15 protein-coding genes are annotated in these 12570 nt (G+C 72.6%); 1 reads left to right on the top strand and 14 read right to left on the bottom strand.

Going from position 1 to position 12570, the window contains the following annotated elements; genetic code table 11:
- Positions 1–53: 53 nt before the first annotated feature.
- From trpA to DEJ02_RS00270, 12 genes are all read right to left on the bottom strand, one after another.
- Complete coding sequence (gene trpA / locus DEJ02_RS00325; RefSeq protein WP_071403730.1) at positions 54–848, bottom strand: tryptophan synthase subunit alpha; 795 nt, start codon at positions 846–848, stop codon at positions 54–56.
- The gene (gene trpB, locus DEJ02_RS00320) at positions 845–2059 is read right to left on the bottom strand and encodes a tryptophan synthase subunit beta (protein WP_071244754.1); all 1215 of its coding nucleotides are present in this window, start codon (positions 2057–2059) and stop codon (positions 845–847) included. Before trpB ends, trpA begins: the two co-directional genes overlap by 4 nt.
- 100 nt (positions 2060–2159) lie before the next feature.
- Complete coding sequence (trpC, locus tag DEJ02_RS00315; protein ID WP_111031852.1) at positions 2160–2945, bottom strand: indole-3-glycerol phosphate synthase TrpC; 786 nt, start codon at positions 2943–2945, stop codon at positions 2160–2162.
- 19 nt (positions 2946–2964) lie between these two features.
- Positions 2965–3204, bottom strand: coding sequence for an HGxxPAAW family protein (locus DEJ02_RS00310; RefSeq protein WP_017887200.1), 240 nt, complete (start codon positions 3202–3204; stop codon positions 2965–2967).
- Positions 3201–3899 (bottom strand): Trp biosynthesis-associated membrane protein, encoded by a 699-nt coding sequence (locus DEJ02_RS00305; protein WP_111031610.1) that lies wholly within the window; start codon positions 3897–3899, stop codon positions 3201–3203. Before DEJ02_RS00305 ends, DEJ02_RS00310 begins: the two co-directional genes overlap by 4 nt.
- On the bottom strand, positions 3896–5440 hold the full coding sequence (locus DEJ02_RS00300; RefSeq protein WP_111031609.1) for an anthranilate synthase component I: 1545 nt from the start codon (positions 5438–5440) through the stop codon (positions 3896–3898). The genes DEJ02_RS00305 and DEJ02_RS00300 overlap by 4 nt, the downstream gene beginning before the upstream one ends.
- Positions 5437–5835, bottom strand: a complete 399-nt coding sequence (hisI, locus tag DEJ02_RS00295) for a phosphoribosyl-AMP cyclohydrolase (RefSeq protein ID WP_110864563.1) — start codon at positions 5833–5835, stop codon at positions 5437–5439. Before hisI ends, DEJ02_RS00300 begins: the two co-directional genes overlap by 4 nt.
- Before the next feature lie 25 nt (positions 5836–5860).
- Complete coding sequence (gene hisF / locus DEJ02_RS00290; protein ID WP_258367000.1) at positions 5861–6616, bottom strand: imidazole glycerol phosphate synthase subunit HisF; 756 nt, start codon at positions 6614–6616, stop codon at positions 5861–5863.
- Between the two features lie 11 nt (positions 6617–6627).
- Positions 6628–7467 (bottom strand): ATP phosphoribosyltransferase, encoded by an 840-nt coding sequence (gene hisG, locus DEJ02_RS00285; RefSeq protein WP_111031607.1) that lies wholly within the window; start codon positions 7465–7467, stop codon positions 6628–6630.
- 58 nt (positions 7468–7525) lie between these two features.
- A complete protein-coding gene (locus DEJ02_RS00280) occupies positions 7526–7789 on the bottom strand; it encodes a phosphoribosyl-ATP diphosphatase (protein WP_027465728.1) in 264 nt (87 codons plus the stop codon).
- A gap of 101 nt (positions 7790–7890) precedes the next feature.
- A complete protein-coding gene (gene rpe / locus DEJ02_RS00275; protein WP_110864565.1) occupies positions 7891–8550 on the bottom strand; it encodes a ribulose-phosphate 3-epimerase in 660 nt (219 codons plus the stop codon).
- A 72-nt stretch (positions 8551–8622) separates the two neighbouring features.
- The gene (locus tag DEJ02_RS00270) at positions 8623–9222 is read right to left on the bottom strand and encodes a TetR/AcrR family transcriptional regulator (protein ID WP_071403723.1); all 600 of its coding nucleotides are present in this window, start codon (positions 9220–9222) and stop codon (positions 8623–8625) included.
- Positions 9223–9284: 62 nt separating this feature from the next.
- Between DEJ02_RS00270 and DEJ02_RS00265 the strand changes: the two genes are divergently transcribed.
- Positions 9285–9938, top strand: a complete 654-nt coding sequence (locus tag DEJ02_RS00265; protein ID WP_027465731.1) for an NAD(P)-dependent oxidoreductase — start codon at positions 9285–9287, stop codon at positions 9936–9938.
- A 24-nt stretch (positions 9939–9962) separates the two neighbouring features.
- Here the strand turns inward: DEJ02_RS00265 and DEJ02_RS00260 are convergent, their stop codons facing one another.
- Both DEJ02_RS00260 and fmt read right to left on the bottom strand, forming a co-directional pair.
- A complete protein-coding gene (locus DEJ02_RS00260; RefSeq protein ID WP_258378635.1) occupies positions 9963–11531 on the bottom strand; it encodes an RsmB/NOP family class I SAM-dependent RNA methyltransferase in 1569 nt (522 codons plus the stop codon).
- A complete protein-coding gene (fmt, locus tag DEJ02_RS00255) occupies positions 11528–12463 on the bottom strand; it encodes a methionyl-tRNA formyltransferase (RefSeq protein WP_111031606.1) in 936 nt (311 codons plus the stop codon). The genes DEJ02_RS00260 and fmt overlap by 4 nt, the downstream gene beginning before the upstream one ends.
- Positions 12464–12570 lie beyond the last annotated feature (107 nt).

Genomic DNA, 12570 nt, shown 5'->3' with positions numbered 1-12570 from the left:
TGGCGTCGGCCTCGCTCACTGTAGCGCGGCTCGCGGGCCGGACAGGAACTGGACTAGCGGCGCCGGGCGCCGGTGGCGAGGTCGGCGGCACGGTCGGCCACACCCTGCACACCGAGGTCGGCCAGCGCACGGACGAACGCGGACCCGACGATGGCACCGTCGGCGTACTCGAGCACCTCACCGACCTGCTCGGCCGTCGAGATCCCGAGACCGACGCAGGTGCGCTCGACCCCGGCGTCACGCAGGCGCGACACCACCGTGCGTGCGGCGACGTCGACCCCGACCCGGGCACCGGTCACACCCATCGTCGAGACGGCGTACACGAACCCACGGCTGGCCTCGACCGCCTGGCGCATGCGCTCGTCCGACGAGGACGGTGCGGCGAGGAAGACCCGGTCGAGCCCGGTCCGCTCGGAGGCCTCGGTCCACGCGGAGGCCTCGTCGGGGATGAGGTCGGGCGTGATGAGGCCGGCGGCACCGGCGGCGACGAGGTCGTCGGCGAAGCGGTCCACGCCGTAGCGCAGCACCGGGTTCCAGTAGGTCATGACGAGGACCGGCACGTCGGCCCGTTCAGTGATCTGCTGCACGGCGTCGAAGACCTGTGCGACCCGGAAGCCGTTCGCCAGGCTCTCCTCGGCTGCCCGCTGGATCACGGGCCCGTCCATCACGGGGTCGGAGTACGGCAGACCGAACTCGATGACGTCCACCCCGTTCTCGGCGAGGGCGACGGCGGCGTCGACGCTGGTCTGCAGGTTCGGGTACCCGGCGGGCAGGTAGCCGACGACGGCTCCGGCGCGCTCGGCGTTGGCGGCGTCGATCGTCTGGGCGACGGTCTTGTTCGTGGTCACAGCTGCACCGCGTTCTCGTCGAGGATGCCGAAGTAGCGACTGGCGGACGCGACGTCCTTGTCACCGCGGCCGGACAGGTTCACGAGCACGACGCCCTCGGGGCCGAGCTCCTTGCCGAGCTTCATCGCACCGGCGAGGGCGTGGGACGACTCGATCGCCGGGATGATGCCCTCGGTCTGGCTCAGCAGGCGGAACGCCTCCATGGCCTCGGTGTCGGTGATCGGCTGGTACTTCGCGCGGCCGATCGACGCCAGGTACGCGTGCTCCGGTCCGACGCTCGGGTAGTCGAGTCCGGCGGAGATGCTGTGGCTCTCGATCGTCTGGCCGTCCTCGTCCTGCATCAGGTACGACTTCGCGCCCTGCAGGACGCCCTCGCGACCGAGCGTGATGCTCGCCGCGTGCCGGCCGGTCTCGACGCCGTCGCCGCCGGCCTCGAAACCGTGCAGTGCGACGGACTCGTCGTCGAGGAACGCCTCGAAGATGCCCATCGCGTTCGAGCCGCCGCCGACGCACGCCGCGACGGCGTCCGGCAGACGACCGACGCGGTCGAGGACCTGCTGGCGCGCTTCCTCGCCGATGACCTTGTGGAACTCGCGCACCATCTCGGGGAACGGGTGCGGACCGGCGACCGTGCCGAGCAGGTAGTGCGTCGACTCGACGTTGGCGACCCAGTCGCGCAGGGCGTCGTTGATGGCGTCCTTCAGGGTGCGCGAACCGGTCTCGACCGGGATCACCTCGGCACCGAGCAGGCGCATCCGGGCCACGTTGAGGGCCTGTCGCTCGGTGTCCACGGCGCCCATGTAGACGACGCACTCCATGCCGAACAGGGCTGCGGCGGTCGCGGTGGCGACGCCGTGCTGGCCGGCACCGGTCTCGGCGATCAGGCGGGTCTTGCCGAGCCGACGGGCGACGAGGGCCTGGCCGAGGACGTTGTTGATCTTGTGGGACCCGGTGTGGTTCAGGTCCTCACGCTTCAGGATGACCCGGGCACCGCCGGCGTGCTTCGCGAACCGCGGCACCTCGGTGATGATCGAGGGGCGCCCGGTGTAGTCGCGCTGCAGCTCGTCGAGCTCCGCGCGGAACGCCGGGTCCGCCCAGGCCTGGCGGAAGGCGGCCTCGAGCTCGTCGAGCGCGAGGACGAGGGACTCGGGGACGAAGCGTCCCCCGAAGTCACCGAAGTAGGGGCCGTGCAGGTCGCGGAGTGAGGTCACGATGTGTCTCCCGGGACGAGTCCGACGCGGCTGGTCGGCCGCGTCGGACGGGTGGAACGTGCGGCCGCGGTCGGCGGCCTCGATACGTGGGCGGAGCCGGTCAGGCCCGGTCGGCGGCGTCGACGAACGACGCCAGGGTCGCGGCGGGGTCGTCCCCCGTCACGAGCGCTTCGCCGACCAGCACGACGTCGGCACCCGCTGCACGGTAGTGGGCGACGTCGGCCGGACCGGAGACCGCGGACTCGGCGACGCGCACGACCCCGTCGGGGATGCGGTCGGCGAGCGACCCGAACAGGTCGCGGTTGAGCGAGAAGTCGGTGAGGTCCCGCGCGTTGACGCCGAGGATGCGGGCACCGGCGTCGAGGCCACGCGTGACCTCGTCACCGGAGTGCGCCTCGACCAGCACGCGCATGCCGAGTTCTTCGGCCAGGGTGTGCAGCTCGACAAGACGGGCCTGCTCGAGCGCCGCCACGATGAGCAGCACGACGTCGGCACCGGACGCCCGGGCCTCGATCACCTGGTACGGGTCGGCGATGAAGTCCTTGCGCAGCACGGGCACCCCGACGCGGGCCTTCACGGCTTCGAGGTCGGCGAGGCTGCCGAGGAACTTGCGGCCCTCGGTCAGGACGCTGATCGTCGAGGCCCCGCCACGCTCGTAGTCGGCGGCGAGGGCGGCCGGGTCGGCGATCGCGGCCATCGACCCGCGGGACGGGCTGGCGCGCTTGACCTCGGCGATGATCTTCACCCGGTCACCCGGGCTGAGGAACGCGAGGGCGTCGAGCGGCGACGCCACCCGGTCGAGGTCGCGTTCGACGTCCGAGTACGGACGGTCGACACGACGGGCGGCGGCGTCCTCGAGCGCGCCCGCGATGAGGGTCTCGAGCACGTTCGGCATCGGGAGACCCCTACTCGCCGTGGTGCTTGGGGACGAACTTCGGACCGTCGACGCCGTAGCCGGCCTTCTTCATCACGCCACCGACGATGAGGCCGATGAGGACGACGCCAGCGGAGGCCCAGACGCCCCACGGCTGGTCGAACCAGAAGAACAGCGTGCCTGCCGCGAATCCGATCAGCATGATCACGACGGCGGTCCAGGCGGCCGGCGAGTGGCCTTCGCCGAGTTCTGCGGGCTCAGTGTTGCTCACGGTGCTCCTCGTTCTGCTCCGGCGTCGTCGGTCGAGCGACGCCCTGTCGATCCTACCGTGTCGTCACTCGGCGCCCCCGCGCCCGCGCCGTCGGCGGTGGTCGGGTCAACGCCCGCGCTCAGGTCGTCCCAGTCGACGACCGCGTCGCGCTGGACGGGTGCTGCTGCACGTGCTGCTGCGGCGGCTCCGGCGGTGGCGGCACCGTACTTCCGGCTCGGGCCGGGCCAGGCGCGCTGGACGACGATGACGACCACGCCGAGCAGCACGGCGAGCACGCCACCCGCGATCCCGACGGCGGGCCACGGGCTCACGGAGACGCTCGACACGACACCGCGGACGGCACCGAGGTCACTGACCCCGGCGACCTCGCCGACGGCACCGCGTGCGGCGGCGATCGGGTCGCCGAGGGCGGTGATGCCGCTGACGACCACGCCGAGGCCGAGCAGGATCTCGACGGCGGCGAGCACGACGCGCAGCACCCGTCCCGCGATGGTCATCGCCAGGAAGAGCGCGAGGCTGGCGATCGCCAGCGCGGTGTACTGGGGCACGACCGCCGCCCCGTCGGCCGAGACCGTCGAGGTGACGGCGGCACCCGCGTGCAGGCGGACGGTGAACCAGGTCTGGGTCCAGGCGAGCATGATGACGCCGGCGACCAGCAGCCCGGCGACGACGACGATCGGACGCGAGCGCTTCACGAGCGGACCTCGCGCATCCGGTTGGCCGTGGCGACGGCACGCAGCGGAGCCGCGGCCTTGTTGACCGCCTCGACGTGCTCGGTCTCCGGGTCGGAGTCCGCCACGAGTCCGGCCCCGGCCTGCACGCGAGCCACGCCGTCCTTGATCAGGGCGGTGCGGATCGCGATCGCCAGGTCGGCGTCACCGGCGAAGTCGAAGTAGCCGACGACACCGGCGTACGCACCGCGCTTCGCCGGTTCGAGCTCGTCGATGATCTGCAGCGCACGCGGTTTCGGCGCGCCCGAGAGCGTGCCTGCCGGGAACGTCGCGCGGAACACGTCGATCGCCGAGGCGTCGGGACGCACCCGCCCCTCGACGCTCGACACCAGGTGCATGATGTGGCTGAACCGCTCGACGGTCATGAACTCGGTGACGCTGACGGTGCCGGGCTCGCACACCTTCTGCAGGTCGTTGCGCGCGAGGTCGACGAGCATCAGGTGCTCGGCGCGCTCCTTCGGGTCGCCGAGCAGGTCCTCGCCGAGGTGGACGTCCGCTTCCGGGGTCGCACCGCGCGGGCGGGACCCGGCGATCGGGTGCGTGATGGCGCGGTCGCCCTGCACCTTCACCAGCGCCTCCGGCGATGCGCCGACGATCCAGAACCGCTCGTCGGCGGTGTCCGCGAGGGCGAGGAAGTACATGTACGGGCTCGGGTTCAGCGTCCGGAGCACCCGGTAGACGTCGAGCGGGTCGGCCGTGACCTCGTGGTCGAACCGCTGCGAGATGACGACCTGGAACACGTCACCGTCGCGGATGAAGTCCTTCGAGCGCTCGACGGCCGCCATGTAGTCGGCCGGGCTCGTGCGGTGGGTCGGGGTCGGCTCGGCGATCTCGAACGCCTCGGCCACGGTCGCGACGCTCGGCTGCACCAGGTCGCCCTGCATGCGGTCGAGTCGCTGCTGCGCGTCCGCCCAGAGGGTGTCCGCGTCGTCGGTGCCGTCGTTCAGCACGCTCGCGACGAGCAGCACGAGACCGGTGCGGTGGTCGAGCGCGGCGAGTTCGGAGACGAAGGACAGCGCCTGTCCGGGGACGTCGAAGTCAGCCGGCGGAACGTTCGGCAGGTGCTCGAGTTGGCGCACGGCCTCCCACCCGATGAACCCGACGGTGCCGCCGACGAGCGGCGGCGAGCCGGGCACGCGGGGCGTCGCCCAGCGCTCGTGCAACCGCGCCAGGACCTCGAGCGGGGCGCCGTGGAGCGACCCGACGGCGCGCTCGGCGTCGATCCCGGTGTCGATCCAGGCCGCGCGGTCGCCGTCCTGGGTGAGGACGCCGAAGCTCCGCACGCCGACGAACGACCAGCGCGACCACAGGCCACCCTGGCCGGCGGACTCGAGCAGGAAGGACCCGGGGCGGCCGTCGGCGAGCTTGCGGTAGACGCCGACCGGCGTCTCGCTGTCGCCGTACAGCGCGCGGACGACCGGCAGGACTCGGTGGTCGCCGAGCAGGCCGTCGAACTCCGGTCGGGAGGTCGTGTGCGGGGTCTCGGAGATCGTCGCGGTGGTCATCGGGTCGGCTCCACGGCCGTGTCCGCCGGGGCGGACATGGTCACGGGCGCGAGCGGGTCGACGTCGAAGCACCGGTGCGCACCGGTGTGGCACGCCGCCCCGACCTGCTGCACCGTGACGAGGAGCGTGTCGTCGTCGCAGTCCAGCGCGGCACCACGGACGTACTGGGCGTGTCCCGATGTGTCGCCCTTCCGCCAGTACTCGTTCCGCGACCGCGACCAGAAGGTCACGCGGCCTTCGGTGAGGGTGCGGCGGAGGGCTTCCCGGTCCATGTAGCCGAGCATGAGGACGTCCTTCGACGATTCCTCCTGCACGATGGCGGGGAGCAGGCCGTCCGCACCGAAGTGTGCGCGGTCGAGGACCGCCTCGGTGTCGGTGCTGGTGCTGTCGGTCATGAGGCTCCTAGCCTACGGCGGCGGATCAGCGGACGGCGTGACCGGTCGCGCGGAGCGCGGCCTTGACGTCCCCCACGGTCATCTCGCCACGGTGGAAGACGCTGGCGGCGAGGACTGCATCCGCACCCGCGTCGACGGCCGGGGCGAAGTGCTCGACGCGACCCGCGCCTCCCGAGGCGATCACCGGGACCGACGAGACGGCGCGCACCGCGGCCACGAGTTCGAGGTCGAACCCGTTCTTCGTGCCGTCGGCGTCGATGGAGTTGACGAGCAGCTCCCCCGCGCCGCGCTCGACGGCCTCGCGTGCCCACGCGATGGCGTCGAGGTCGGACTCGGTCCGCCCGCCGTGGGTGGTGACCACGAAGCCCGAGGGCATCCGGTCGGACCGCTTGACGTCGAGCGACAGCACGACGGCCTGGGCACCGAACCGGTCGGCGATCTCGCCGATGAGCTCGTGCCGGGCGATCGCTGCGCTGTTCACGCCGATCTTGTCCGCGCCGCACTGCTGCAGCCGCGAGACGTCGTCGACGCTGCGCACCCCGCCGCCGACGGTGAGCGGGATGAAGACCTGCTCGGCCGTCCGGGTCACGGTGTCGTACATCGTCGACCGGTTCTCGACCGTGGCGCCGACGTCCAGGAAGGTCAGCTCGTCGGCACCCTGCTCGTAGTACCGAGCCGCGAGCTCGACGGGGTCACCGGCGTCCTGCAGGTCGAGGAAGTTGACGCCCTTGACGACGCGGCCGCCCTTGACGTCGAGGCACGGGATGACCCGGACCGACACGCCACCGGGGGTCACAGGCGTGCGGCGTGGATCGGGCTGACGAGGATCGCCCGGGCGCCGAGGTCGTAGAGCGCGTCCATGATGAGGTTCGCGTCGTCGCGCGGGATCATCACGCGGACCGCGGCCCAGTCACGGTCGTGCAGCGGCGACACCGTGGGTGACTCGATGCCGGACGCCACCGCGGTCGCCTGCTCGAGCAGGGCCGTGGGGACGTCGTAGTCGAGCATCACGTAGCCACGGGCGACGAGGACGCCCTGCAGGCGTCGGCGGAGCACGTCGATGCCCGGGATGGTCTCGTCGGTGGAGACGAGCACCGCGGTCGACTCGAGGATCACCGGGCCGAAGATCTCGAGGCCCGCCTGCCGGAGCGTGCTGCCCGTCGACACGACGTCGGCCACGGCGTCGGCGACCCCGAGCCGCACGGCGCTCTCGACCGCGCCGTCGAGCTTCACGAGCGTGGAGCTGACCCCGTGCTCGGCGAGGAAGGCCCCGACCAGGCCGGGGTAGCTCGTGGCGACACGGACGCCGTCGAGGTCCTTCAGCGAAGCGAACCGACCCGGGGTGCCGGCGAACCGGAAGGTGGAGTCGGCGAAGCCGAGCGCGTCGACCTCGTGCGCCTCGGACCCGGAGTCGAGCAGCAGGTCACGGCCGGTGATGCCGACGTCGAGTGCGCCGGACCCCACGTACGTGGCGATGTCCCGCGGGCGGAGGAAGAAGAACTCGACGCCGTTGCGCTCGTCGAGCAGGTGCAGCGCCTTCGGGTCACGGCGACCGGCGTACCCGGCCTCACGCAGCATGTCGGACGCGGTCTCGGACAGGGAGCCCTTGTTGGGCACGGCGATGCGGAGCATCAGTGGGTCTGCTTTCTGTGGGGTCGTCGGCGGTCGTCGGTGCGCCGGGCGGCGCTTCCTACAGATGTCGCCAGACGTCCGCCGGGGTGAGCCCCTTGGCGACCATGAGGACCTGGAGGTGGTAGATCAGCTGCGAGATCTCCTCCGAGGTGCGCTCGTCGCCCTCGTACTCGGCCGCCATCCAGACCTCGGCGGCTTCCTCCACGATCTTCTTGCCGATCTGGTGCACGCCGGCGTCCAGTTCGGCGACGGTGCCGGAGCCCTCGGGGCGCGTGCGCGCCTTCTCGGTGAGCTCCTGGAACAGGTCGTCGAACGTCTTCACGGGGTCCAGGCTACCGGTCTCCGCTGACGCTGCCGACGCACCGTCCGGACGGGAGGCGGTGGTCGCCTCGCTCACGCCGGTACCGTCCGGCGTTCCCCCGGTCACGAGCGTGCCCGAGCGGCGGCCTCGCGCAGGTCGGCGATGCGCGCGGCGGGTTCGCCGCCGTACACCGCGGAGCCCGCGACCAGCGTGTCAGCACCGCTCCGCACGGCCTCGGGCACGGTGTCCACGGCGATCCCGCCGTCCACCTCGAGCCACACGTCGAGCCCGGAGGCATCGACGGCGGCGCGGGCGTCGGCGAGCTTCGGCATCACGGACGGCATGAAGGACTGGCCGCCGAACCCGGGCTCGACGGTCATCAGCAGGATCATGTCGTAGGCGTCGAGGTGGTGCAGTACCTGCGTGATCGGGGTGCCGGGCTTCACAGCGACGGCCGCGCGGGCACCGTTTGACCGGATCGCGGCTGCGGTCGCCACGGGGTCGTCGGCTGCCTCGAAGTGGAACGTGACGCTCGATGCACCGGTCTCGGCGTACTTCGGCGCGTTGCGGTCGGCATCGGTGATCATCAGGTGCACGTCGAGCGGCACCGGCGACACCTGCTGCAGGCGCTGCACGATCGGTAGCCCGAGCGTCAGGTTCGGCACGAAGTGGTTGTCCATCACGTCGACGTGCACCAGGTCGGCGGTCTCGATGCGCTGGAGTTCACGCTCGAGGTTCGCGAAGTCGGCGGACAGGATGCTCGGCGAGATGCGGATCGTCACCGGGCAAGCCTACCGGCGTGCGCCTGCCTGGCTGCGCTGCCCGGGTGCGCGCGGCGCCGTCCGGGGGCGGGGTCAGCCGTCGCCGAGGGCGCGCGTGCCGAGGTCGGACCGGAGCATCGTCCCGAGTGCTGCTTCGACCAGCCGCTCGCCCTGCGGGCGGTCGATCCGGCGCGACACGACGAGGCCCGCGATCCCCTGCATGGTCGCGGCGAACAGGAGCTTGAAGGTGGTCCGGGCGTCCTCGCCGGGCTCCGGCGCGGACGCTCCGAGCGCGCCGTCGAGCACGGCGAACAGCGATTCGGCGGCGGTCTGCACGGGGCCGGACCGGCCGGCCGTCGACGCCTGGAACATGAGGTCCATGAGCGCCGCGTCGTCGATGGCGAAGTCGACGTACGCCATGGCGACCCGACGGAACCGGTCGTCGAGGTCGCCCGAGCCGGAGAGGGCCCGGCGCACCGCGGTGGTCAGTCGCTCGAAACCGAGCACGGCGAGGGCGTCGAGGAGTGCCTGGCGGTCGACGAAGTGGCTCCGCGGCGCACCGTGGCTGACCCCGGCGCGCCGCGCCAGGTCACGGAGGGACAACCCGTCGACGCCGTCCTCGCGCAGGACCTGGACGGCCTCGTCGAGCAGCACGGCCCGCAGGTTCCCGTGGTGGAAGGGACGCTCCGGCATGGGGAGAGCCTATCGCGGTACTAGGCATTGCCTATTTTCTAGTCACTGCCTAGATTGGGTGGATGACACCTCGACAGCACCTGCTCGTGTTCGGCGCGACCGGACAGACCGGCCAGCACTTCACCCGGCTCGCACTCGATGCCGGACACCGTGTCCGCGCCGTCGTCCGGACACCGTCGAAGCTGGCGGTCCAGCACGACGACCTGCAGGTCGTGCAGGGCTCGGTCACCGACGGCCTCGACCTCGACGCGCTGCTCGAGGGTGTGACGGGCGTGGTCGTGATGCTCGGGGACGTCGCCGCGCAGCGCGAGCGACCGGTCAACACCGCGTTCGTCCGCACGCTCGTGCCGGCCATGCGCCGGAGCGGCACCCGGCGGCTGCTCTACCAGGCCGGTGGGCTGAGTGCGCCTCCCGGCAAGCGGCTCGCGCCCGTGCTCCGCCTCGTCCGGTCGACGCTCGCGCGGGAGTACATCGGACAGCACGCGGACAACGAGTCGGTGATGCGCTACCTCGACGCCGAGGCGCAGGACATCGCCTGGACGGTCCACCGCGCCGGCATCGGTTCGGACGGCCCATCCAAGGGCGAGCTGCGCCGCTCGGCGCGGTGGATCAGCATCGGTACCTTCCGGGACTGCGCCGCGTACAACCTGCGCACCTTGTTCGACGACACGGCCGTGCACACGTGCGACGGCAGTGCCTACCGACGGTCGCGCTGAGCCCGATCCCGGTCGGCGGGGTGGTCAGTCGACGCGACGGAACAGCGCGATGAACATCGCGTCCGTCCCGATGCGGTGCGGCCACAGCTGCGCGGTGGCACCGTCCGCGATCTCGGGGTCACGTGCGGCGACACCCCGGACGATCGTGGCGGTGTCGAGATGCTCGAGCCGGTCGCCGTGCCGCCCCATCAGCGCGTCGACCTGCCCGCGGGTCTCGGCCAGGTGCGGCGAGCAGGTCACGTACGCCAGGGTCCCGCCCGGCGCCAGGACCCGGACGGCGGCGTCGAGCAGTTCGGTCTGCAGGGCAGCGAGCTCCTCGACGTCCTCGGGGAGCTTCCGCCAGCGTGCCTCCGGTCGGCGACGCAACGCGCCGAGCCCGGTGCACGGGGCGTCGAGCAGGATGCGGTCGAAGGTCATCCCGGTGCCGTCGCGTCCGTACCGACGGGCGTCACCCTCGACGACCCGCACGTGGTCGCCGAACACACCGAGCGCGTTCCGCACGAGGCCGGCGCGCGCGGGCACGAGTTCGTTGGCGACCAGGGTCGCCCCGCCCTGCTGCGCCTCGGCGGCGAGCAGTGCGGCCTTGCCGCCGGGCCCGGCACACATGTCGAGCCACCGCTCCCCCGCACGCACGTCCGACGAGCGGCTCAGCGCCAGCGCGGCGAGCTGCGACCCTTCGTCCTGCACACGCAGGCGTCCGGCGGCGACGCCCGGCACGCGCGCCGGGTCGCCGCTGATGCCGCGGATGCCGACGGGCGACACCGGCGCGGCGTCCGCCTGCACGACGGGCTCGTCGGCCCGGACGGGAGGCACGGTGCCGGTCGCGCCGTCGGCCTCCGGTTCGTCGTCGACGGGCACCAGGGCCGCGGGCACGTCGTCCGCACCGGTCGCGTCGGCGAACGCGGCGTCGGTGTCGTCGTCCGGGGCGGTGCGGGCGGTCGCGGTGGCGATGTCCTCGTCGGTGGCGAGTCCGGGCAGGGCCGCGAGCTGCACCCGGGGTGCGGCGTTGTCGGCGGCGAGCAGGGCGGCGAGCTCGTCGCGGGAGCGTTCGGCGGCCAGGGCGTCGCGGAGCGCCGAGACGACCCAGACCGGGTGCGACCAGCGGGTGGCGAGCAGGGCGTCCCCGGCACGGCCCTCGGTGATCAGGGCGTCCCACTCCTGGTCGGTGCGGGCGGCGATCTTGCGCATCACGGCGTTCACGAACCCGGTGGCGCGGCGGGCACCGACCTCGCGGGCGAGCTCGACCGTGGCGTCGACGGCGGCGTGCGTCGGCGTGCGCATGGCGAGCAGCTGGTGCGCACCGAGACGCATCACGTCGAGGACGTCCGCCTCGATGTTCTCGGCCCGGCGACCGGATGCCAGCGCGATGATCACGTCGTAGCGGCCGAGCATCCGGATCGACCCGTAGGTGAGCTCGGTCGCGAACCCGGCGTCGCGGGCGGTGAGCCCGGCGCGGCGGATGCGCGTCGGCAGCAGCAGGTTCGCGTAGGCGTCGTCGACCTGCACGGCGCGGAGCACGTCGAACGCCACGCGGCGGGCACTCGCCGGACGCGGGCCGCGGCGGGCACCCTGGGGCTTCGTCTGGGGGCTCATGCGAGGACCTTCCCGTCCAGTTCGCCGAGGCCACGGGCCCAGGCGGCGGCGTCCATCGCCTTCTTGCCCGCCGGCTGCACCTCGAGCAGCACCAGCGGGGTGTCGGCGGTCCCGACCAGCAGCCGACCGCCGTGGAGTGCGAGCGCACCGGGCGCGAGCGACGGGGCGGGGTCCTGCGTGCCTCCAGGCTCGATCGTGCTGCGGAGCAGCTTCACGCGGGTCTCGCCCAGGTGGGCGTACGCGCCGGGCTCGGGCGTGACCCCGCGCAGCCGCGCGTGCACGGCGGCGGCGGGCGCGGCGAAGTCGGTGCGGCCGTCGTCGATCGTGAGCTTCGGGGCGACCGTGGGCTCGCCGGACTGCTCGGTCGCGACGGCGGAGCCGGCGGCGATGGCGTCCACGACGTCCGCCACCACGTCGGCGCCGACCTCGGCCATCGCCGCGAGGACCTCACCCGAGGTCGCTTCGGGGTCGATCTCGAAGGGCAGGGCGGCGTAGACCGGGCCGGCGTCGAGCGACTCGACCAGCTGGAAGACCGTGGCGGCGGTCTGGGTGTCGCCAGCCATCACCGCACGCTGCACGGGAGCCGCACCGCGGTACGCCGGCAGGTCGGAGAAGTGCAGGTTGATCCACCCGTGCCGCGGGGCGTCGAGGGCCGGGCGGCGGAGCAGTGCGCCGTAGGCGACGATCACGCCGAGGTCTACATCGAGGTCCGCGATCCGGGCGGAGACCGCGTCGTCGACGCGCGAGGCCTCGATGACCGGCAGTCCGAGCTCCGCGGCCACGACGGCCACCGGGGTCGGGGTGAGGACACGCTTGCGGCCCTGCGGGGTGGCCGGCCGCGTGAGCACCGCGACGATCTCGTGGTCGGACGCCGCCAGACGGCGGAGGGTGGGGACGGCCGCAGCGGGGCTGCCGGCGACGACGAGACGCATGGGTTCGATCCTCCCACGCGCGAGCCACTGCGCCGTGCCCGGTCGACAGCGCCACGGTGCGCGTTCCGGCTCGCCTTGGGGACAGCAGAGCATCGGCTGCGTACGGT

The sequence above is a fragment of the Curtobacterium sp. MCLR17_042 genome, assembly GCF_003234695.1.
Lineage (GTDB): Bacteria > Actinomycetota > Actinomycetes > Actinomycetales > Microbacteriaceae > Curtobacterium > Curtobacterium flaccumfaciens.
Note: the sequence above shows the minus strand (reverse complement) of the source record. Positions and strands in the feature narration are given on the sequence as shown.